The following is a 22,644-nucleotide window of genomic DNA, read 5'->3' as shown; positions in this document are numbered from 1 at the left end:
GTGAGGATTTCCTGTACCACTGCTTCGTGCCGCATGATACGGAAATGGCCGTCGCCCGTAATACGGAGCGATTGTATGGCCGGGTACTGCTGCAGGTAATCATCTATTTCCGTGGCTTTGGCCAGTGTATCCGTGGTATCGTAAGCCATCCAGATCTTATCTGCTTTGATATTGTTGATATAGCGGTGCAGGTCCATATCAGTGAGATCTTCTTTTAACTGTTGGCGGATCAGCTGCTGCAGCACTGGCATTACCACAGGGTGGATACGGAAAAGACGGAGCGCTTCATCGAAGAATACAGGGGCGCTGAGCGCAGTGCTGAGCATCAGCAGGCGTGGCACATGCACCTCTTTGCGGGCAAGCGTAAGCGCTGCATTGAGGCCCCCGAATGAATGACCAACAATCGCATGCAGCGGACCTTCCTGCTGCATTACCTGTTCCAGTACATGCATCCACTGCACCAGGTTAGTGCGTTTACCTCCGGAGAGGCCATGCGCTGGTGCATCGTAAGCTACCACCTGGTAACCCTGCGCCACCAGCGAAGTAATGAGTTGCTTAAAGTGGAGCGGGCTTCCTCCCCAGCCATGCAGCAATAATACTTTGGGGCCGGCGGCGCCCCAGCGGTAGGTAGTTATTTTCAATGGTGTATCATCAAATGGGTAACTGGTTACCTGCAGATGCTGTATGAGGGCCTGATCGCGGAACTGCTGGTGTACCGGCCGGAGCTTCAGCGCAGGAGGTGTACAATACAACCGGTAAAACAGCTTTGCCGTGGTAACCGGGAACGGGCGGCTCATGGCGGATAAAATCGCGCCTGTCATCCGCAATGACAATGGTAAAACCTGGTGTTGCATTTTAGACCGATTGGTTTATTTTTGAAAATAAAAAAAGTCAGCGGCTATGCGCCCTGATTTCCTCTCTTAGTGCATCCAATACTACAAGCATTTGTTTATTATGCCCGAGCACAGCGCTCACGAGTATAGCGCCTTCCAGCATGGTAAACATCCGGATAGCGAATTTGCGCTCGTCCCAGTCCTGTTTAAATTCGCCGTGCTCCTTTCCGTACTGCACCATTTTAGCGATACGTGACTGGTAATAGAGCACCAGTTCGCTCACTTTTCTTTTCAGCTCAGGGTTGGTATCGTCTGCCTCTACGCCGAAGTTGAGCATAGGGCAGCCACCGGCAACTTTCTGTTCCGTGGGGAAGCGGCTGTAATATTGGAACAATGCTTCAAACTTACCGGCGGAAGTATTGGCTGTAGCTGTTACCTGCCGCAGGTTCAGCTTTTCCTCTTCTGCGATATAATCGAACACTTCCATTACTATTTCCTCTTTGGAGGCAAAATTCCCGTACACGCCCCCTTTGGCCAGTTTTGTGGCCTGCAGGATGTCGCTGATAGAGGTTCCCGCAACTCCTTTCCTGTTGAAAATAGGAGCGGCTTTTTCTATAATAAACTGGCGCGTTTTTTCTGCTTTCCCCATACGGAGAACAAGTTAGACCAATCGGTCCATTTTAACAAATATTTCTCGCGGGGTTGTCTGACGCGGATTTTGTCTGACTCAGGATTATGATGATTATGCTGATTACCCTGATTTACTTTTTTGATGTTGTTTGTTTGTGTTTTATTTTTTGATTATACCTGATTTCTTTTTCCGGGAACTGTATTAATGAAAGAAAGAAGCCAGACATCGATTCTTTCTTTAATACAGTTCCTGGATAAATAAGACATCTATAAAACGACCTTCACAAAAATAAAATCAGAAAAAATTAATCAGCATAATCATCATAATCCTGAGTCAGACAAAATCCGCATCAGACAAAATCCACATCAGAAATTGAGAAGGCGTTCAATCGCCGGGGCGTAAGCGGCGCCAATGGGAATGGGAATGTTTTTAATGTAAAGGGAATTGCGGTCAGCACGCTCAATTTTGTTATTGGCTACAATATAAGAACGGTGCACACGGGTGAAAGAGCCGATGGGCAGCAGGTCTACCGCCTCCTGCATGGAAAGGCGGGAAATGAGCTTACGGTCAGTAAGAATAAAGTTGACGTAGTTTCCGGCGCTTTCCAGGTAAAGAATATCATCCAATACAATACGGAATTGCTCATACCCGCTTTTTACGAAAATATATTCGGGTTGTTCTTTGGCAACGGGAACTCCATTTTGTTGCCTGAGTTGCAACAGGTTGTTAGCCTTATTGCACGCCTTCATGAAACGTATAAGGGAAAAGGGTTTGAGCAGATAATCGATCGCGTCGAGCTCAAAGCTTTTCACCGCATGTTCGGAGTAGGCGGTGGTAAAAACGGTCATAGGAGGATGAGGCAGGCTGGACAAGAAATCCAGCCCGGAGATATCCGGCATTTTAATATCCAGGAACAACAGGTCTATCTTTTCTTTGCTGAGAAAATCGATCGCTTCAAAAGCATTGGTAAAAAAACCTTTCATTTCCAGGAAGGGCACCCTGGCAGCGTGATTTTTGATAACAGCCAGCGCCACCGGTTCATCATCTATCGCAATAGCAGTCATTTTTGGCTATTTTAGTTGTAAGCAATACAGGGATCTAACTGATTTTGCCAAGCAACAATCTCCTGGCTTGTTGCCAGAGGTTTTGGTACTGGCCGTTTTCCCGGTTCTTCCACTCTTTTACGAGGGCTTCGGCCTGTTCCCGGCGCAGGTCGCGGGTAGATTCAAAAAGATGGTCCACCGTTTCTTTGTCGGCCGCCAGTGCGGCAGCCTGGTAATGTTCCATCAGCTCTCTGCCGGTATCTGTTTGCAATTGAGCCGAAGTTACTCCCTGCGCAGTAGCTGCCGCCAACTTTTCATCGTACTCTCCTTTGGGCATCAATATTTTACTGAGCAAGGGCATTACTTCAATGAGCGTGATGATAAATACAATAAGGCGGTACCGTTGTTTTACCGGTGGATGTGTTTCGGTAAGCTCATTCAGGGCTTCGATCTGGGCCAGGAAGCCATTGGTAAGCGTACTAACGTATACGGCTTCCTTGAGGCTATCTACCGTATGCATGCGTGCTATCTGCGCCTGCAGCTGTTGCTGCTGCGGTTCCCAGGCCCTTTGCATGGCCTGCAACTCCTCTTCCGATTTGAGATAAGCCGATTTCTTCACCCGGGCAATGTCCGACTCTCCTATCCTGCCGGAACCGCCGGTGCCATCGGTTTCTTTGATATAACCATCCTTATACACTTTCATTTCCGCCGTTTTCTGCGCCAGCTGCTGTTTTCCCTGATCAAGGGATTGCTGCAGCGTGGCCATCTGGCCGGCGTTGAGCTTCACCAGTTGCGCCCGGTAAGCATCGAGCTTTGCCTGTTTTCCCAGTTCAAGCTGTGTATCAATATCTTTCTTAAATAACATTAATACCACAGGCTGGGAAATAAATAAACCTATAGTAACGGCCAGGACTAAACGAAAAATAACGGGCATTACTTTTATACCGCCGTTGGTGCGCGACATCGCTGCGATAAGGGTACGGTCTACCGACAAAATAGCGAAACCGAAAAACAGCGCCAGTCCGGCTACTATCATATCATCGTTCACGATAGTGGAAAAGAAATAGCCCCACGACAAGGTAGCAAACATCCAGGTAACCAATACAGAAACGCCAATGATGCGGTAGCGCTCTTTCTCTGTTTTACATTCCTGCAATACGTCTGCATCAGCGGCCGCCAGCCACCATAAAAAGCGTGTCATCCCATCAGGGCCCTGTACCACTTCTTCTTCTTTTTTCATTTACTTACTTATTAACATCAATAGTCAGATGGATAAAAAATTCAGTAGCCGTTTGACGGATACTCAGCTCGTGCCGGTGAGGATACAATAAATTTAGTCTTTCTTTTACATTATTCAAACCAATTCCCATCCCTTCTCTTTCCGGGTCATTTTCAGGGCGGGGATGCACGCTGTTGTACACATCGAAGAAGACCTGTTCCGGCGTACAGCTAAGGGAAATCACGATACGGGAACGATGCCTCAGGCTGATACCATGTTTAAACGCATTTTCCACGAAAGGGATCAGCAACATTGGTGCAATCTCATGCTGGCATTGACTTTCATCTATATTCACTTCTATCAGGATATCCGGGGAAGATAAGACGCGCAGGCGTTGCAGCGCGATATAATTCTGCAGGTAAGCCACTTCCTTATCAAGTGGAATTTTTTCCAGGTGGTTATCATGTAGCATAAACCGCATCATATCGCCCAGTTTCTGGATGCCTTCACTGGTACGGGCGGCTTCTTCCTGCAAGGCGGTACCATACAGCGTGTTCAGTGCATTAAATAAAAAGTGCGGATTGATCTGGGAACGGAGAAAATCGAGATTAGCGGCGGAATGCCCCAATGCTTTTTTCAAGGTAACCACGGTATTCACCTGTTTCTGGCGACTCTTAAACAACAACCAGCAAACAGGCAGCACAATTCCTATAGAAACGCCCATACCCACAAAAGTAAGCGCTGCGAACCAGCCGCCATTACGGTGCACCAGTGCGCGGCATATCAGTCCCATCAGCACGTTACTGGCCACGATGGTAAAAATAAGATCCCGGATCAGCAGCCCCCTGTTCTTGTGGCCGTCTTCAAAGGCAGGGAATACCCTGTAACGGAGAATAAAGAACACCGCGATCTGTGAAGGGCCAAAGAAGAAGATCATCAATGCCATATCCCTTGAATCGGAAAAGGAGAGGCAAAACAACACTACAAATACGCCGGCCGCCCAGCAGATTTCAGTGAATATCTGCCTGAAAACCGCATCAGCCGCAATCCGCGGATACAGTATGTTTACCAGGGTTTTCCGGATATAATAATAAGCCACATACAGCACGCCCGAAAAAACAGTAGTGATAAAAGCCGTTTTCGCAAAATACATATGCGCTCCCCTTATGGTATCATACACCCCAAACAGGTAACCATTATACCAGGAGTTGGCTACCATCATCATGGCAAAATAAAACAACCCTGCGGGCAGCAGCAACAACACTCCTCCCACCCATTTCCCCTTCTCCAGGAACTCCGGCACAATCACGAAGTTCACCAGCAGGAAGGTGACGTACACCAGCATTACCCGGCCCATGGAAGGCAGGAGGAAATGGATATAATAATCGAACACCTGGTGGTACCTGGCGAATTTATCTCCATAAATACGCTGCAGCTCAAATACATTATAAATAATGCTGGGATAAAGGATCGAAAACATCAGCAACACGAAAATGGCCGTCACGATGCCGAATTCAATTTTCTTAAATTGATTCATAAGGTTGATGTATTTATGGCAATAATAGCAATTGTTGACATGCAGCAAGGGCAAAATGGGATGAAAGTGGTGTAATACGGTATGAAATCGGGTTTGAGAGAAAATAACCGGCGGCCGGGATGATTTTCGTAACGCTCCGTATCAGGAAGCCCGGGCCGGAATTATCCATCTCTGAAAGCGGTATAAAGCCAGGAGTATTAGTGTCGGTCTGACAGGGATAATTATAATAAATCGACAATGTTTATTATTTTCATCGCCTCAACACGCCTAATATGAGCACTTCCAACAGACGTAAATTTTTAGGAACCGCAGCAGCGCTTGCCGCCGGTACTGCCGCTGCCGCAGCAATCCCCTCAACAAATATGGAAAAGAAATACCCGATTGTGCATCACGTATTCTTCTGGTTGAAGAACCCTGATTCCAAAGAAGACCGCGATAAGCTGATAGCAGGCGTAAAAACCCTGGCTAAAATAGAAACCGTTCGTGATCTGCGTGTAGGCGTAGTAGCGAGTACCGAAAAACGCGATGTAGTAGATAACAGCTGGGGCGTTTCGGAACTGATCTTTTTCAGTGATCTGGCCGGACAGGCTACCTATCAGACCCATCCCATACACCTGGAGTTTATTAAAAACTGCAGCCACCTCTGGGAGAAAGTGATCGTTTATGATGCCGTAGAAGTATAAAAAGATATCATGGCTACCGAATACTGGATGAGCGGGCCGGTAGAAAACATACCGGCATTACTGCAACCCGTGGCGCATGCTTTATTGCAGGCCAACCTGGAGATCAACAACCAGCTGCAGGATTTCCCAGAGGCATTGCTATGGGAGAAGCCGGCAGGACTGGCATCACCGGGATATCATCTTCAGCACGTAACCGGTGTGCTGGACCGGCTGTTTACCTACGCCAGGGCAGAGCAACTCAGCGAGCAGCAGTTCGCCGCCCTGGCGGGCGAAGGCCAGCCAACCGCTACGCTCCATCAATTGCTGGATCATTTTGATGCACAGGTACACCAGGCGCTGATGCAATTGTCTGTTACCCGGGAAAACACCCTTACGGATTTCCGGGGTGTGGGCCGTAAACAACTTCCGTCTACTGTACTGGGATTATTATTCCATGCAGCAGAACATACCATGCGGCATACGGGACAACTGCTGGTGACCACTAAAGTACTACTGGCTCAACAGGCCTCCTGAAAATAACAGGGCCTTTACCCTTCATGTAAATCCGGATTTTTTTAATCCGTAAACCTATAAATTAGCCCGATGAAACGCTTCCTCTTCCTTTCCCTCGTGTTGGGTTGTTATACCGGCATGCAGGCACAGCAAACACAGAAACCGCCTTTACATGGTAAGAACTGGATGGCCGTAACCGGCAAACCACTGGCCGCCACCGCCGGCGCCATGATCTTCCAGCAGCACGGTAATGCCGTGGACGCCGCCTGCGCCATGCTGGCCGCTACCTGTACCATGTGGGATGTGCTGAGCTGGGGCGGGGAAACACAGGCGCTGATCTACAATCCTAAAACCGGGAAAGTAATCGCCATCAATGCATTGGGGGTTGCTCCCACAGGCGCCACACCGGCATTCTATAAAGGAAAGGGTTATGACTTCCCGCCTGAATATGGCCCATTGGCAGCCGTAACGCCGGGAACCGCCGGGGGCTTGTGTTACATGCTGGCGGAATACGGCACCATGAGCTTAAAACAGGTGCTGGCCCCTGCCATGGAAATGGCGGCAGGCTACCCCATAGAAGCTCAAACCGCGAACAGTATTGAGCGCGGGAAAAAGTATATTAACCAGTGGCCATACAGTAAAGCTGTTTTTCTTACACATCCAGGGGAAAAAAGAGAAGCCCCGGAGGCCGGGGAAATTTTTGTGCAGAAAGACCTGCTGGCGACCCTCACAAAAATGGTGGAAGCCGAACAGGAGGCGCTGCGTAAGCACAAAAGCCGGAAAGAAGCCATCATGGCGGCATACGACCGGTTCTACAAAGGAGATATCGCCAGGGAATTTGTACGTGGCTGCCAGGAACAGGGCGGTTTGATCACTATGGAAGATCTGGCCCGCTGGAAACCGGTGGAGGAAGAACCCCTGCATATTAATTACAAAGGCATAGAAGTATATAAACTGCAGGAGTGGACACAAGGCCCCATGTTGTTGCAAAGCCTGAATATCCTGGAGAATTTCGACCTGAAATCAATGGGATATAATTCTACCGGATATATCCATACCTTATATCAAACCATGAACCTTACTTTCGCGGACCGTGATTTTTATTATGGCGATCCTGCGTTCAATACCAATCCTGCTATTAAAGGATTGCTGAGTAAAGAATATGCAAAGGCCAGGGCAAAGCAGATCAATCTTACACAGAATGATGCCTCAGCGGGCCCGGGTGATCCGTATCCGTTCATGGGCAAAACCAATCCTTACCTGCACCTGCTGCAGGAACGGAAATTATTGCAGGATACCACCAGTGGCCGCAAGCCAGGTGGCTTTGTACCTAAACATGATGCTGCAATGGTGTTGCCACAGGGCAATGCAAAACAGGCATACGCTAACAACACAATGCCCGCGCAGGGCAATGCAAAGCAGCTGTTTATCACTAACTCCATGTTGCCGGGCAACGATGCCAACCGGTTATATGCGGTTAACGCAGACAGCAATGCAATTCCCGCATATGCCGCCAATACCCCTGACAGCGCCTATATGGACCGGCTGTGGCGAGGCACCACCAGTGTGGAAGCGGCAGATAAAGATGGATGGGTAGTATCTGTTACGCCCAGCGGAGGTTGGCTTCCCGCCTGTATTGCCGGCAAAACAGGTATTGGTATGAGCCAGCGCGCACAGAGTTTTGTGCTGGATTCTGCCATATGTCCTTTTAATGTGATTGCTCCCGGCAAACGCCCCAGGGTAACGCTAACGCCTTCCATGGCTTTGAAAGATGGCAAACCTTTCCTCGCTTTTGGCGTACAGGGCGGCGATACACAGGATCAGAACCTGCTGCAGTTTTTCCTGAATGTGGTGGAATTTGGCATGACAGTACAGCAGGCTTCCGAAGCGGCGAATATTAATACCAACCAGTTGTGGTTGTCTTTAGGCGGTACTACCATCCGGGACCGGGAGCCCCGTCCCGGAAGCATCCTGCTTAATAATAACACCTCAGAGCAAACACGCAAAGCGTTGGAACAAATGGGTTACCATCTCACCTTCGGGGAGCGTACCAGCGGCCCCATAAACGCCATTTACATAGATCGTGCGCATGGCAGTTTATGGGGTGGCAGCAGTAATCATGGCGAGGATTATGGCATAGCGTGGTAACGGATTTATACACTTCCCGGTAAGTCAGTTTGATTCCCTGGTCCATATTTCATGAATGGGATCTCCCTTCGAGCTTTTGCCGCTATGATCCCAGTTGTTGCCATTTACACTGCCTTTGAAAGACAATGATGCGCCTACGCGGGAGCTATCGCGTGAAAAGAACTCAATTTTTTCTGTGTAGGTACCATTTTCAAAAGTATAGGTTCCACCGCCGGAGCCAAAAAACTCCCCTGTTTCCTGGTTAATGGCTACCCATTGAAAGCGGGTACCGGTAAGGATCTTCATAGTGCGCCTGGCTCCATTGGGGATAGGCGTCATTTTTCCGTCCCTTTCCCGGGAAGTAATTTGCCAGCTGCCGGCCAGGGGACCGCTTCCATCATCAATACGGGTCCATTCCTGTTTTCCGCCACCGGGGCTGCTGGTGATCAGGTGTCCGTTTTCCATGCCTACCGGCACCGTGGTATTTTGTCCTACCTGCGATGCATTGGCGGTATTGAAATGAATGGTTACATCCACCTGTGTATCGCCGTTCTGTTTCCATGAACCGCCGTATGAACTGATGAAGCGCTGACTATCGTAGTCCGTAACTGTAAACCAGGTGGGGGTGATGAGCAACACACTGGTCACCTCTCCCGAAGTGGATTTCCAGGCGCCGATCGGTGAGTCTTCCGCCCGGAGAATACCCAGGCAGGAGCAGCATAACGTAAATAACAGGAGTAGTTTTTTCATAACGTAACATTTGTTTTCTTAAGATAAGGAAACAAATGCAGTAATTAAGCGGGTTCACCCAGTTTGGAGATCTGTGAACTATATAGCTGAGGCCAGGCATATGCTGATGATATGCTATAAGGAGCGTGCAAAAAAGGTGGACTTGATACGGGGATGGAAATGCGATTGATATTTTTTCAAGGGGAAATATCAGCCTACGGGAGTTATCTAAAATAGCGTTTATTTTATTATTTGTAAAGATGCTGGTCCTGTATATAATCGATGTCATGTTTTTTGAGATAGGCAATCCCCCATTCACTGGCGAATTCATAAAGGGGGCTGAGTGATTTGCCTTCTGCTGTTAAAAAGTATTCCACGCGATATGGCTTTGCGGAGAGGATATTTTTTTCGACCAGTTTATCGCGCTCCAGTTCTTTCAGTTGCTGACTGAGCATTTTTTCTGAAACACCTGGCAGGTTATCCCTGATTTCGGCATAGCTTCTTTTTGCAAAATAATGCAGCTGGAACAGGATCAACAGTTTCCATTTACCACCAATAAATCCGAGTGTTACATCTACCGGGCAGGTATATATTTTATCGTTGAGTTTGATCATAAATGATATATGTAATACTGCTAGGCTTCTTCCAATACCTGTTTCAGGATGTTCAGGTAGCCAATATGCTGCTCTGCGTAGGAGCAGCTTTCTGTTAGCCGGGCCCAGGCAATCTGCCGTTCCAGGGCGGTATTGATCACCGGTTTATTGGCGGCTTCAATAACGCCTTCATCCGCCAGTTGTCCGAATCCCGCAGCAATCAATAAAACATCTAATGTAAAAATAAACCGGTAATCATCAAATGCCGGATCTTCTTTCATTTGTATGATCAGGTCCCTGTCCAGCAACGTTTCATTGTAATCTTCCAGCTTCATTTCTCCCACTGATTCGATGGTCTTTTTCAAATATTCAATGGTGGGTGTAACAGGGTGTTGCCGGCGCCATTCCCGGAACAGGATCAGGCCTGTATCTCCTTCATCTGATCCGAAAGGTGCGAGTTGATCGGTTGGGTTCCAGAAGAATTCTTCCGCTATAAGGGCAACAGCACGTGCATGCGCACGATGTATATTTATATTGCAGGTTTTTCCATTCATAACAGGATATGTTATTTAAAACTAAGTTTTACTCCATGCACTGGTATTGGAGCAGGTTTCTATATTATGTGTTGTATACCTTTCAAATTCCACTCCAAATAATTCATGGTACACCATATACCCGATAAAACCTACAATTTCTGCTTCTGCATCGCAGGTAGCTTTGGAGGGATTTTCGCTGATCATCTCATAATAATGTTTTCCCATTCCTACTATAAAACAGCGGCAGTAAAGGAAACCATCGTCTGATCCGTCTGTGTAGGCGTGAATATCTTCCCGGTCGATCTGAAATAATTTTTCTTCCATGATATGATTAAATCCTGTCAGCTCCTTCTTATCTAGTTGCAAAAGAATATCCCGGATATTATTGGTAATGGTGCCGTACACTTCACCGGTCAGGTCTTCGATCAATATGGCATCGTTGGTTTTCAATGCCGTATTGCGCATTTCCAGTAAGGCTGGTGATGCAGCCCATGCTTCTTCAATAATCTGCCAGAATTTAAATTCATTCATAAGGTATGAGTTAATGATCATTAAGAATCAGGTGTAAGATATAACCCGGAAACGCAGTGTAAATGCGTAGTGAAATCAACGGATGGTGCACCGGCATGCCCTGAAAATACGCAATAATTTTGTTTCTTCTCTCCCCTCATCAAAACTTCCTTCCTGCATAAATTATTTTATTATTAATTCCGGGTCCCCTAAATTTACCCTGTTATTGTTTTAGTGAGGGTACTAAACTTCCAGCTTTGCCAGACATTTCCTTGACTGATGAACGCGATTTGCTGCAAAAGGTTGCCATGGGTGACGGAGACGCATATACCATCCTGTTCAGGCATTATAGCGGGCAGGTGTATGATGTGGCCATGCTTTACCTGAGAGACAGCGGTCTGGCCCGGGAAATTGTGCAGGAAGTATTTATGAAGGTATGGCTGAAAAAAGCCGATATGCAGCACGTAAAACAATTCAGGGATTACCTGTTTATCCTCACCCGGAATCATATTTACGATGGTTTTAAAAAACAGGTAGTGCGGCTAAAGGCCCATGATTTACTTCTCAAAAACCAGCCGGAGGCACAAAATGATACGGACCACCTGCTTTTACAGCGGGAATACGACGCTATACTGGATAAAGCAGTGTCCGGCCTTCCCCCGGAACGGAAAAAAGTGTACCTGGCCCGCAAACAGGGCTGGAGTAATGAAGAAATCTCCCAACAGCTGAATATTTCTGTGCACACGGTTAAAAAGCAGATGAGCCTTGCCATGCACGCGGTGCGGGCTTTTGTAAAGGCCCGTTTGCAAAATGATATTGTTCCCTTCCTGCTGTTTTTACTCCTTCTCCGGAAATAATTGCGCTCCCCGAAAAAAATTTTTATTCCGGATACTCCTTTTTTGCCGGTTGCTCGTCTTTACCCCAAATCACCTTCCAAAACGCTGATAATATTCATGACGGAAGTACAGTTATTACTTGATAAATATAAGAGTGGCCAGATCAGCCAGGAAGAACTGCTGCGCTTAAAAGAGATGGTTGCCGGCGAGGATTACGAGCCGGAAATCAAAGCAGATATCCTGTCGGCCCTGTACAACAGTCGAACGCCGCAAAGCGGCTGGACGCCGGAAGATGGTGAAGCCATTTTAGAGCAGATCCTGCAGACGCCCACTCCCGTAACAGGCGGCAAAACCCGCCGGATAGTGTGGTATGCTGCGGCAGCTACCTTACTGGGAGCTACCCTGGTTACCGGCGTTCTCTATATGAACCGGCAGCAACAGCCGGTATTAGCAGCGACCCATAAAGCCAATCCCCTGGCTCCCGGCACCAACACTGCAGTGCTGGTACTGGCAGATGGCAGCACTATTCCGCTGGACAGCGCCAACACCGGCGCATTGGCCAGGCAAGGCAACAGCAGCATCACCAATTCGGCACAGGGCCTCGCCTATAAGGCAGATGGCGCTGCCAGGGATATTGTATACAACACGGTAGCAACGCCCCGTGGCGGCCAATACCAGCTTACGCTGGCAGATGGCACCCGGGTATGGCTGAATGCAGCCAGCAGTATCCGCTTCCCTACTGCGTTCAACGGGAAAGAACGGTTGGTGGAGATTTCCGGTGAAGGCTATTTCCAGGTAGCGGCCAATGCACAACAGCCTTTTAAAGTAAAAGTAAAAGGTAACCCCGGCATGGAAGTAAATGTGCTGGGCACCAGTTTCAATATCATGGCCTATACCGATGAGCAGGCCATTACCACTACCCTGGAAACCGGCGCTGTTCAATTGGTGCATGGCAGCAGCAAAAGCATGCTGCAGCCGGGTTTTGGCGGCAGCCTGAGTGCGGGCAACGACGCGTTCACTATTGAAAAAGCAGACCTGGAACAGGCGTTGGCCTGGAAAGACGGCAAATTCAGGTTCCGCAATACCAGCATACAAACCATCATGCGCCAGATGGCCAGGTGGTACAATATAGAGGTAGCCTATGAGGGCGATCTGTCGGATATACGTTTAACAGGGATTATTTCCCGGAGAGAAAATGCAGCTTCTTTATTAAAGATTCTATCGGCAACAAAACTGGTTCACTTTGATATTAACGACAACCGGGTAGTGGTAACACCGTACAACCCGCAGCAGTAAGCTATTTGTCCACTTATGAATTGATCATTTTAAATTTTATGTAGGTTATGAAAACGTAACTAATTCCACTGCCGGTTGCAAAAAAACCGGAAGCACTGCAATGCTCCCGGCTATAGAAGGCAATCCAACTCCCTGAATCGATTAGAAAATTGAATTATTAAGCCAACAACACAAAAGTATGGAACTACTTGGTACCTGCAAAGTCCCCGGGAAAGGAGGACGTATGCAAAGAAAATTACTGTTGATTATGCGATTAACTGCAATACTCACGCTGGTATTCACCCTTAATCTGAGCGCCAAAACATTCTCCCAGTCTGTTACCATCAAAGGGAAACGTCTTCCCCTGTACGATGTTTTCAACAGCATCAGCCGCCAAACAGGTTATGAATTCGTTTACGACGAAAAATTACTGGAGAAAGCACCCCCGGTAAACCTGAATATGAACCAGGCTTCCCTCGCAGAGGTGCTGAATGCCTGCCTGAATAACAAATTGTTTAATTATAATATCGTAGACAAAACGATTGTTATCAGCCCGAAAGCCAAAGCAGCAGCGCCTGCCGAAGCAGCCATCGCCGCTATTGATATACAGGGCAAGGTGACTGACGCTAAGGGTTTACCTCTTGTAGGCGCTTCCATCCAGGTAAAAGGTACCAGCAAAGGAACTGTTACCAATGTACAGGGTACCTTTACGTTGTCAGCCAATCCCGGCGATGTGCTGATCATCAGCATTATCGGCTACGAAACCAAACAGGTAACCGTGGGTAACGATCCCAACATCCAGGTAACCCTGGCCGTCCAGGACAGCCAGCTGGGCGCCGTAGTGGTAACCGCCCTTGGTATTAAAAGATCCGAGAAATCCATCACCTACTCTACCCAGCAACTGGATGGACTGGAGCTTACAAAAGCAAAAGACCCCAACCTGGTAAATACCCTGAATGGTAAAGTAGCAGGTTTAACTATTTCCTCCAGCGCTTCCGGCGTGGGTGGTTCCGCTAAGGTGATCCTGCGCGGAAGCAAATCAGGATTGGGAAGTAACCAGGCATTGTATGTAATTGACGGCGTCCCTATGAATAATACCATCACCACCCAACCCGGTAGTATTTACGGTGGCAGTGGTTCCTACGATGGTGGTGATCCTATCTCCAACCTCAACCCGGAAGACATTGAAAGCATTTCCGTGTTGAAAGGTGCATCTGCCGCCGCACTTTACGGCAGCCAGGGCGCGAATGGCGTGATCATCGTTACTACTAAAAGCGGTAAGGCTGGTCGTACGGTGATTAATGTATCGTCTGGTTTCACCATGAGCCAGGCGGCTTACAAGCCTAAGTTCCAGAACAACTATGGCCAGGATCCCAATAATACCACCAAGAGCTGGGGCAGTAAAATCAATGGTGCGGCGGATAATGTGTCTGATTTTTTCCAGAACGGGAATAATTTCACCAATGCCATCAGCCTGGCCGGTGGCTCTGAAAAAGCCCAAACCTATTTCTCCTATGCCAACACCTCCGCAAGGGGTTTGGAAGCGGGCAATAAACTGGGCCGTCATAACCTGAGCTTTAAAGAAACAGGACATTTTCTGAATGATAAACTCACTGCTTCCGCAGATGTGAATTACATGACCCAGAAAATTAACAATACTCCTTTATCTGGTTTTTACTTCAACCCGCTTACCGGCTTATACCTGTTTCCCCGCGGAGTGGATATCGGCCCGTACAGAGATAACTATGAAGTGCCTGATCCTGCCCGGAACAACCTGATGGTACAGAACTGGCCATTTTCAGAAGATGTACAGCAAAATCCCTGGTGGATCCTCAACCGCAATACCAACACTCTTAACAGGAACAGGATCCTGGCTAATGCCAGCCTGAAGTACGATATCAACAGCTGGCTGAATGTACAGGGAAGAGGAAGCATTGACCGGATCAGCGATGTATATGAACAAAAAATATACGCAGGTACGCAGACTACGCTGGCATCCAAGAACGGGGGATACAACTATAACAATAATACCACTACCCAGCAATACGGCGACCTGATCGCCAACTTTAACATCCCGGCCAACGACTTTCACTTCACCGGTTTGGTGGGTGGCAGTATCCGCGATGTGAAAACACAGGGTGATTACCTGGTAGCCGGACAGGAAGGCTTATGGCTTCCTAATATATTCACTATACAAAACATGAAAACGCTGAATGCCCGTAACTCCGGTACTTTACAGGAGAAACACAGCCAGTGGCAATCTGTTTTCGGAAGTGTGAATATCTCCTATAAAGATTGGGTATACCTGGATCTGACAGCACGGAACGACTGGGCTTCCAACCTGGCGTTTACCAACCAGCTATCTTACTTCTATCCGTCTGCCGGTTTAAATGTGATCCTGAGCCAGCTGCTGAAAATGCCTAAAGCGATCACGTATGGTAAGATCCGTGGATCTTATGCGATTGTGGGTAATTCGCCTTTGGCTTACCAGAGTAATACACCAGATAATACACTGATCACCGGTGGTAGCTTTTCGGTGAGGACCCAGGTCCCCTTTACCAACCTGAAGCCGGAAAAAACCAAATCGCTGGAATTAGGTACGGAATGGCGCTTTTTCGACAGCCGTTTAAGCGTGGACCTCACTTACTATAAAACAAATACTACTAACCAGACGATGGAAATTGCGGCGCCTAATGCTACTTTGGCTAATACCTACTTTATTAACGCCGGTGATATCCAGAACCAGGGCGTGGAAGCGATGATACGATATGATGTATTGCGCGATACCAAACTGAAATGGAATACTGCGATCAACTATGCAGTAAACGACAACAGGATCGTATCACTGTCGCCATTTGTTGACCGTTTCAGTCTGACCGGTGAAGGCAGTGGCGCCAACTATGCTTCCCAGTTTAAAGTGGGTGGTTCTTTTGGCGACATTTACGGTACGGTGTTAAACCGTGATGCGCAGGGCCGTGTGATAATTGATAAAGATGGCGCTCCTTCCCTCGCCGGCGGCCAGATGCAGTACCTGGGCAACGCCAATACCAAATGGCAGTTAGGCTGGAACAACAGCTTTGCTTATAACAACTTCACTTTATCATTCCTGATAGACGGCAAATTTGGCGGGCAGGTAATGTCTGTAACGCAGTCGATGATGGATGGTTACGGCGTTTCTGCTGTTTCCGGTGCAGCCCGTGATGCAGGTGGCGTAAAAGTAAATGGCGTAGATGAAAACGGGCAGCCGGTTACTACGGTAGATGCTGAAAAATGGTACAACGTAGTAGGTGGCAGAACCGGCGCTTCAAGTGAATATATGTACAGTGCTACTACGGTAAGGTTAAGAGAAGCATCACTGGGTTATACCATTCCATTGAAGGGCAACGCGGTGAAAGCACTGAAGGTATCTGCCAACGGCCGTAACCTGTTCTACTTCTCTAAAAAAGCACCGTTTGATCCGGAGCAAACCATGTCTACCGCCAACGGGCTTGGCGGCGTGGATGTATTTATGCTGCCTGCCAGCCGCAGCTATGGCGTTACTGTAAATGCCACTTTCTAATCATTTACCGAAAAACTGAAAACAATGAAACTGTATAATAAAATGAAGCGTTACAGATCAGGTTTGCTGGTAGCTACCGCTGCCCTGGTAACCGGGATGAGTGCCTGTACAAAAAACTTTGAGCGTTATAATACGGATAATACCGGCGTAACCGATGGCCAGCTTGGGCCGGATTTTAATTCGCTGGGCTTCCTGAAAACTGCGGAGATGTCTATCCTCAATTTTTCCGGCGGGGGCGATCCCAACTCTTACCAGGTACAACAGAACCTGAATGCAGATTGCTTTTCCGGATACTTTATGACGCCCAACCCATTCAGCAGTTCCAATAATACGAATTATGGCCTGGTACCAGGCTGGAACGGAGAAGCATATAAAGTAGGTTACCTGAATGTAATGTCGTCTGTAGATAAGCTGAAGAAAGGCGGGATAGATAAAAATTTCCCTGCAGTATGGGCTGTGGCGCAGATAGTACAGGTTACCGCCATGAGCCGTGTAACGGATATCTACGGCCCAATTCCGTATAGCCGTGTGGGTGAGGGATTATCTACCGTTCCTTACGACAGCCAGCAGGATGTGTATAAGCAATTTTTTGCACAGCTGGACAATGCTGCCGCAAGTTTGCGTGCACAGATCAGCGGCGGTGCTGCGCTTCCATTTGACTTCTCCACTTTCGATGTGGTGTATAACGGCAACTTCACGCAGTGGTTGCGCTTTGCCAATTCCCTGCGTTTACGCCTGGCGATGCATATTGTAAAAGCTGATTTAGCCACAGCAAAAGCGGAAGCGGAAAAAGCCCTGAATCCGGCCAATGGCGGCGTGATTACAGACAATGCGGATAATATGACGGTAAAAGTAACCGGTGACTTTACCAACCCGCTTGTTTTTATTGCGAAGAACTGGGCAGACATTCGCATCGGTGCTGCCATTCAATGTTACCTGACGGGTTATAAAGATCCAAGGATTTCAAGGTATATGGATAAAGCCACTGATCCGGCCACAGGACTGAAAGGAGAATATAAAGGCATCCGCATTGGCAGCCAGGTAGATAAATCCAAGTACCAGACCTATTCTTCCCTGAATACAGATGATGGCGCCTCTCCTGCGTTTACACTGAAAACGCCTATTCAGGTAATGACTGCTGCGGAAGTATATTTCCTGCGCGCAGAAGCAGCCTTCCGTGGTTGGAGCAATGCAGGTGGAAGTGTGCAACAACTATACGAACAAGGTATTACCACTTCCATGGCACAATGGCAGGTAAGTGCCCCAGGCTACCTGGCAGACGATAAAAGTACTCCTGATGCCTACACAGATCCTAAGAATCCTGCTAATAACTCAAATGGCAAGCCATCTACCATTACTATTAAGTGGAATGAAAGCGCCACTGATAAGGATAAAATGGAGCGCATCATCACTCAGAAATGGATCGCAATGTTCCCCGAGGGACAAGAGGCGTGGACAGAATTCCGTCGTACCGGTTATCCGAAATTGTTCCCTGTAGTGAATAACAGAAGCGGTAATACTATCTCAACAGATGTACAGATCCGCAGGCTGCCATTCCCACAAAACGAGTATAATACCAATCCTGCTACGGTAGCAGATGCGGTAAAACTATTGGGCACCGGCGGTGACAATGGTGGTACCCGTCTCTGGTGGGATGCGGATAAATAAAAAATCTTCCTATATGGCTGCCGGTCATTTGCCGGCAGCCATAGCTATCAATATTCAAAGTTAACCTGAGCATACGTTTGTTATAAGAACCACCAGACCGGAAAACCCGTAACCAAAATTTGAACCCGGATTTCCTAATCATTTAAACATTCATTCCAGTATGAAAAAACAATTTCATTCCCTACGGCTATTGGCCGCAGGAACGGCCTGCGCCGCCTTTTTCTTCACCGCGTGTAAAAAGGAAAACGCCAAGAGCAGCAGTAACCACACTGCCGGCGCACATGTAGAAACTGTTACCAAAGCCGGAGGTATTTCCGTTTGCTATGTGGAAGTAAACAGCAATAGTTTACTGAATACCGGCAAATACACGTTAACCACCGGTGGGCAGCAGCTGTTTGATATTGCCATTATTTTCGCGGCCAATATCAACTACAACACCAGTACACAGAAAGCCGTACTGTACAACAACCCCAATGTATCCAATGTGCTGACCAACAGGGCCACGCAAATTGTGCCCCTGCAAAACAAAGGGATGAAAGTATTGCTCTCTATCCTCGGTAATCACCAGGGTGCAGGCTTCTGCAACTTTACCAGCAGAACCGCTGCACGCGCGTTTGCACAACAGCTCAGCGATACGGTTAGCTACTATGGTTTAGATGGAATTGATTTTGATGATGAGTATGCTGAATATGGCAACAATGGCACTACGCAGCCGAACGACAGCTCCTTCGTAATGTTGGTGGATGAACTGCGCAAACTGATGCCCACCAAAATCATCTCCTTCTATTACTATGGCCCGGCGGCTTCCCGGTTATCATGGGGTGGTAAAAAAGTGGGCGACTTTGTTAACTACAGCTGGAACGCTATTTACGGCAGTTACTCCGTGCCTAATGTAGCCGGCCTTACAAAGGCGCAGTTAGGACCCGCAGCAGTAGATATCCAGGCCACCAGCCAGAGCACTGCCAACTCGCTGGCCACACAAACGAAGAACAACGGCTACGGCGTTTACCTGTGGTACAACCTCACCGGCACAGATAAACATGTTTATTTCTCTGGTGTTTCAAGTATCCTTTACAACAGTAATGTTACTTATACACCCTGATAAAAAAGAAAGGGAGCCGTTTAAAAAAAACGGCCCCCTTCTTCTCACTAAATACACCTGGTGATCATTTCTTCCACATGGAATAGTACAGCCCTACATAGGTTCCACGATGGTCCCATATATTGTCCAGTACCATCTGCCCGATTATAGACCGGGTACCTGCTTTAAATTCTTTCATAAATTCTTTATACGCTGTTTTCAGTGTTTGCCTCAGATAAGAGCCGTGATATTTGAATGCATCCGGTCCAAGTGTAATGGTTCTTGCTTTCACATTCTTAGTAACCGCTTCGCTCTGGTTCAATGAGAAACCTACATCCGGTTTTCCTATCTTCAGTTTATCTGCTGAATATTCTGCCAGTTTATTACCTGCTGCAATTTTTGCCGGGTCGCCCACTGCCTGTTTATAGTCTTTGATCATATGGTTCATTCTTCCGGCGTCGGTGCCCCATCCATAGCCCGCTTTCCAGTTCTTGAAAGATTCCAGCGATGCCGATGCGGTGGAAGATATAGCCCCATTCAATGCACCGGTTTTAATACCTTTCCACACGCTCTTCCAGGTATCCGGCGAGCCGTCGAGGCTTCCGTTAATAGCTCCCATTACCGCGCCTTTGGCTGTTCCTATGGCTACCTGCGCCGCAAAGGTGCCACCTCCCGGCACAAAGGTGAGGGCTGCTGTGGCAGCGCCTATGATGGCCCCGCGCCACATACCATCCCAGAAATTCTTGCCTGCCATATCATAAGCCATCCCTTTCTGCAAACCGGAAGATATTGCAGCGAATGCAATCACTGCAATCACGGTAAGCGGATCATCTCCATCAGGATCTACAAACATGGCAGGATTATTTCCCATGGCCATATACGGGCTACCGTATTGTTCCACTGCATCGGGGCTATGCCATACGCCCAGTTGCGGATCGTAGAACCTTGCACCGAAATCATACATTTCCAGCCCGGAGTTATCACTGAACTCACCGGCCTGTAACTCTTTACCCTGGTACGCATAGCGGTTGGGCAATTTGTTCCATGCCCGGTCGCTGATGCCAGCCATTGTTAATCCATCAGGATAATAATGGGTTTCTTCCAGCAGCGGGCCTCTTGTATTTACTACCTGGAGATTATCGAAGTATACATCCAGGTTACTTTCATTGCTGCAATAAATATACAGGTATCCACTCTTTGCCATTGGCTGGCTGAGTGAAGAATGCTTCTTCACTACATCCGGCAGGTTGCTTACCAGGTCTGTTCCGTTGGAAACAGGCCTGAACTGGTTATCGAACAGGATCCAGTTAACCGCCGCTTTAGGCGCTACTGTTGGATTGGGTTGATTAGGCGTGCTTCCCAGCATGGTGTTCAATGGCACCGTAGTGGCGCTTACACTGTTGAGATCTGTAGAAACACCGTGCAAACTGGAAGTAACTACAGCCGTTCCGGCAAATGCATTTACGAAAGATGCCAGCGTGGAAGTGATGGGATAGGAAGTGGGCGCTGCGCCGGTACTATGCCAGACACTGTTGCACAGTATGGAGATCTTATCCCCCGCCATTACTTTAATAGTGATGCCTAAACCGGTTTTATCACCTGTTTGCCCGTTGAGCAAGTACAGCTTATCACTGTTGGCCGTCACATTGCTGTAAGGGTTTACGCTGTTAGACGGATTACCATTATTATTCTGGTTCTGGTAAGTGCCACCGGAAGCGCTGGCCAGCCAGGGCAGCGTGGTAGCCGATTTTATATTTGCCGGTTTGATGTCGTAGAACTGGCTTTCAAAAGCCTGTGCAGTGCCGCCGTTGTAGGTAGCATTTTCCAGTGTAGCGGCCGGGTAGATATCTGTTTGCTGTTCGTCGGATAATACCATACGGGTATTTCCCTGCTGATCTCTCAGGAAGTAATCAAACACATACCCTGTGATAGTGGTGGGGGCAGCTGCGTTATTATAAACGGGCCTGATACGGCCTTCTTCCTGCGATATGAACAGCAGTTTATCCGTATACTGCAAAGGCGCCAGTGACGCATTGCTGTAAGCTACGGAACCATATGTAAATCCATTGATGTACTTCGTGGTACTGGTAACGTTGGTAGCATAGCTGACGTTGTTGTATTTGATACTGACATTATTTTCCGTAGTGGTTTTCTGTACCTTATCTCCCAGCGCATTATACTGATACTGTATAGTTCCTTTGGTACCGATGCTGAACGTTTGCGGCAGGTCCAACGTATTATAACTGATGTTGCTGGTAATGCCCCTGTTATAATCCGTTATTGCGTTACCATTGGCGTCGTAGGTATAATCGATCTGTGCGGCAGTTTTTCCGGTGGGGTAATGAAAATCGCCCAGCGTTGTTTGCGCGTTATTGGCGTTATCCATTACGTTCTGCAGCTTGTTGCTCACATTGCCGTTCTGGTAAGTATAGGTGAGATTATCGATCGTAGCGGAGCCTCCCAGCTGGAACCCGCTTCTATTGAGCGCGGTGATATTACCGTTTACATCATACGCTGTGTTGTTAACGGAGAAGTCGATATAACTTTTATCCCAGGTGCTGGCGCTGGAATTTTGCAGGAAAGGCGCTGTCAGCAGCCTGTCGCCGTTGTCATAGGTGAACTCCATTTTCCTGTTGATGCCATCCCCCTTGCTTTTCCAGGTCACGCCGCCATAGTTGCCGTTATATCTTGGATTGGCATAGGAACTGCCTGCTGCTACGGACGTTGTTTTATCATACCCTACTTCGAAGCCAAAGTAATTCTGGCTGGTATTGGACAGGTAGGTTCTGTTAGCGCCCAGCAGCCATCCGCGGATGTTATAATCGTAGTTCATGCTTTCCAGCCCGGCGTTGGCATTATATGCCGGCGCCAGCTGTTTCTTTTTAAGCATGCCCAGTTCATTATAGGTATTGGCTACGATGGTGGAATTGACTGTGATGCCGCCTGTGGTGATTTTCTTTGTAATGGTGAGCAGCCTGCCGTTTGCGTCGTAGGTATTTTTGGAGAAGAGCAGATGCGTTTGCGGGTTGGTGCCTGCTTTGTTTTGTGTGGCCAGGTCCCCTACTACTTTTCCTTCCCAGTTGTATTGCCTGGTGGCAATATCGGTGCCGCCGGTTGTATTGATACGTTGCACCTGGATATTATTGCCGCGGGCATCGTAGAAATTCACCGTGTATTCGTATTGCGTACCTGTGCCGCCTATGATCTTAACCTTGCTACCGGTTTGCCGGCCGGCCGTCATGATGCTTTGCGTCATGGGTTGGGCATAATCCGGTGCGGTGTTGTAAGTGGT

General features: G+C 48.0%; 18 protein-coding genes. 8 read left to right on the top strand and 10 right to left on the bottom strand.

Annotated features, from left to right (window positions below):
• The 5 genes from VIM72_RS15130 to VIM72_RS15110 form a co-directional block, all read right to left on the bottom strand.
• The coding region (locus tag VIM72_RS15130) for an alpha/beta hydrolase (protein WP_332003663.1) at window positions 1-854 on the bottom strand (854 nt) is incomplete at its 3' end.
• Window positions 855-891: 37 nt separating this feature from the next.
• Window positions 892-1,482, bottom strand: a complete 591-nt coding sequence (locus tag VIM72_RS15125; protein ID WP_332003662.1) for a TetR/AcrR family transcriptional regulator — start codon at window positions 1,480-1,482, stop codon at window positions 892-894.
• A gap of 347 nt (window positions 1,483-1,829) precedes the next feature.
• Window positions 1,830-2,528 carry a LytTR family DNA-binding domain-containing protein gene (locus VIM72_RS15120; RefSeq protein ID WP_332003661.1) on the bottom strand — a complete coding sequence of 233 codons (699 nt, stop codon included), beginning with the start codon at window positions 2,526-2,528 and terminating at the stop codon, window positions 1,830-1,832.
• 34 nt (window positions 2,529-2,562) lie between these two features.
• The gene (locus VIM72_RS15115) at window positions 2,563-3,747 is read right to left on the bottom strand and encodes a DUF4407 domain-containing protein (protein ID WP_332003660.1); all 1,185 of its coding nucleotides are present in this window, start codon (window positions 3,745-3,747) and stop codon (window positions 2,563-2,565) included.
• 4 nt (window positions 3,748-3,751) lie between these two features.
• Complete coding sequence (locus VIM72_RS15110; protein WP_332003659.1) at window positions 3,752-5,263, bottom strand: sensor histidine kinase; 1,512 nt, start codon at window positions 5,261-5,263, stop codon at window positions 3,752-3,754.
• A gap of 272 nt (window positions 5,264-5,535) precedes the next feature.
• On the opposite strand from VIM72_RS15110, the gene VIM72_RS15105 reads away from it, so the two are divergent.
• The 3 genes from VIM72_RS15105 (at window position 5,536) to VIM72_RS15095 (ending at window position 8,586) form a co-directional block, all read left to right on the top strand.
• On the top strand, window positions 5,536-5,946 hold the full coding sequence (locus tag VIM72_RS15105; RefSeq protein WP_332003658.1) for a Dabb family protein: 411 nt from the start codon (window positions 5,536-5,538) through the stop codon (window positions 5,944-5,946).
• 9 nt (window positions 5,947-5,955) lie between these two features.
• Window positions 5,956-6,459 carry a DinB family protein gene (locus VIM72_RS15100; RefSeq protein WP_332003657.1) on the top strand — a complete coding sequence of 168 codons (504 nt, stop codon included), beginning with the start codon at window positions 5,956-5,958 and terminating at the stop codon, window positions 6,457-6,459.
• 69 nt (window positions 6,460-6,528) lie between these two features.
• The gene (locus VIM72_RS15095; protein WP_332003656.1) at window positions 6,529-8,586 is read left to right on the top strand and encodes a gamma-glutamyltransferase family protein; all 2,058 of its coding nucleotides are present in this window, start codon (window positions 6,529-6,531) and stop codon (window positions 8,584-8,586) included.
• Window positions 8,587-8,610: 24 nt separating this feature from the next.
• Here the strand turns inward: VIM72_RS15095 and VIM72_RS15090 are convergent, their stop codons facing one another.
• From VIM72_RS15090 to VIM72_RS15075, 4 genes are all read right to left on the bottom strand, one after another.
• Window positions 8,611-9,315 (bottom strand): hypothetical protein, encoded by a 705-nt coding sequence (locus tag VIM72_RS15090; RefSeq protein ID WP_332003655.1) that lies wholly within the window; start codon window positions 9,313-9,315, stop codon window positions 8,611-8,613.
• A gap of 227 nt (window positions 9,316-9,542) precedes the next feature.
• Entirely contained in the window at window positions 9,543-9,908 is a 366-nt protein-coding gene (locus VIM72_RS15085) for a helix-turn-helix domain-containing protein (RefSeq protein ID WP_332003654.1), read from the bottom strand.
• A 20-nt stretch (window positions 9,909-9,928) separates the two neighbouring features.
• Window positions 9,929-10,441, bottom strand: a complete 513-nt coding sequence (locus VIM72_RS15080; RefSeq protein WP_332003653.1) for a hypothetical protein — start codon at window positions 10,439-10,441, stop codon at window positions 9,929-9,931.
• A gap of 21 nt (window positions 10,442-10,462) precedes the next feature.
• Window positions 10,463-10,954: a DUF4240 domain-containing protein gene (locus VIM72_RS15075; RefSeq protein ID WP_332003652.1), complete on the bottom strand. Its 492-nt coding sequence runs from the start codon at window positions 10,952-10,954 to the stop codon at window positions 10,463-10,465.
• 236 nt (window positions 10,955-11,190) lie between these two features.
• On the opposite strand from VIM72_RS15075, the gene VIM72_RS15070 reads away from it, so the two are divergent.
• From VIM72_RS15070 to VIM72_RS15050, 5 genes are all read left to right on the top strand, one after another.
• Entirely contained in the window at window positions 11,191-11,790 is a 600-nt protein-coding gene (locus VIM72_RS15070; protein WP_332003651.1) for an RNA polymerase sigma factor, read from the top strand.
• A gap of 96 nt (window positions 11,791-11,886) precedes the next feature.
• On the top strand, window positions 11,887-13,065 hold the full coding sequence (locus VIM72_RS15065; protein WP_332003650.1) for a FecR family protein: 1,179 nt from the start codon (window positions 11,887-11,889) through the stop codon (window positions 13,063-13,065).
• A gap of 247 nt (window positions 13,066-13,312) precedes the next feature.
• A complete protein-coding gene (locus VIM72_RS15060; protein ID WP_332003649.1) occupies window positions 13,313-16,603 on the top strand; it encodes a SusC/RagA family TonB-linked outer membrane protein in 3,291 nt (1,096 codons plus the stop codon).
• Between the two features lie 24 nt (window positions 16,604-16,627).
• The gene (locus VIM72_RS15055) at window positions 16,628-18,271 is read left to right on the top strand and encodes a RagB/SusD family nutrient uptake outer membrane protein (RefSeq protein ID WP_332003648.1); all 1,644 of its coding nucleotides are present in this window, start codon (window positions 16,628-16,630) and stop codon (window positions 18,269-18,271) included.
• Between the two features lie 160 nt (window positions 18,272-18,431).
• A complete protein-coding gene (locus tag VIM72_RS15050) occupies window positions 18,432-19,373 on the top strand; it encodes an endo-beta-N-acetylglucosaminidase H (protein WP_332003647.1) in 942 nt (313 codons plus the stop codon).
• 64 nt (window positions 19,374-19,437) lie between these two features.
• On the opposite strand, the gene VIM72_RS15045 is transcribed toward VIM72_RS15050, so the two are convergent.
• A partial coding sequence (locus VIM72_RS15045) for an RHS repeat-associated core domain-containing protein (protein ID WP_332003646.1) occupies window positions 19,438-22,644 on the bottom strand: 3,207 nt, incomplete at its 5' end.

Source organism: Chitinophaga sp. (assembly GCF_036569185.1).
In the GTDB taxonomy this organism is placed as follows: Bacteria; Bacteroidota; Bacteroidia; order Chitinophagales; family Chitinophagaceae; genus Chitinophaga.
This window is presented reverse-complemented; position numbering and strand designations above follow the sequence as displayed.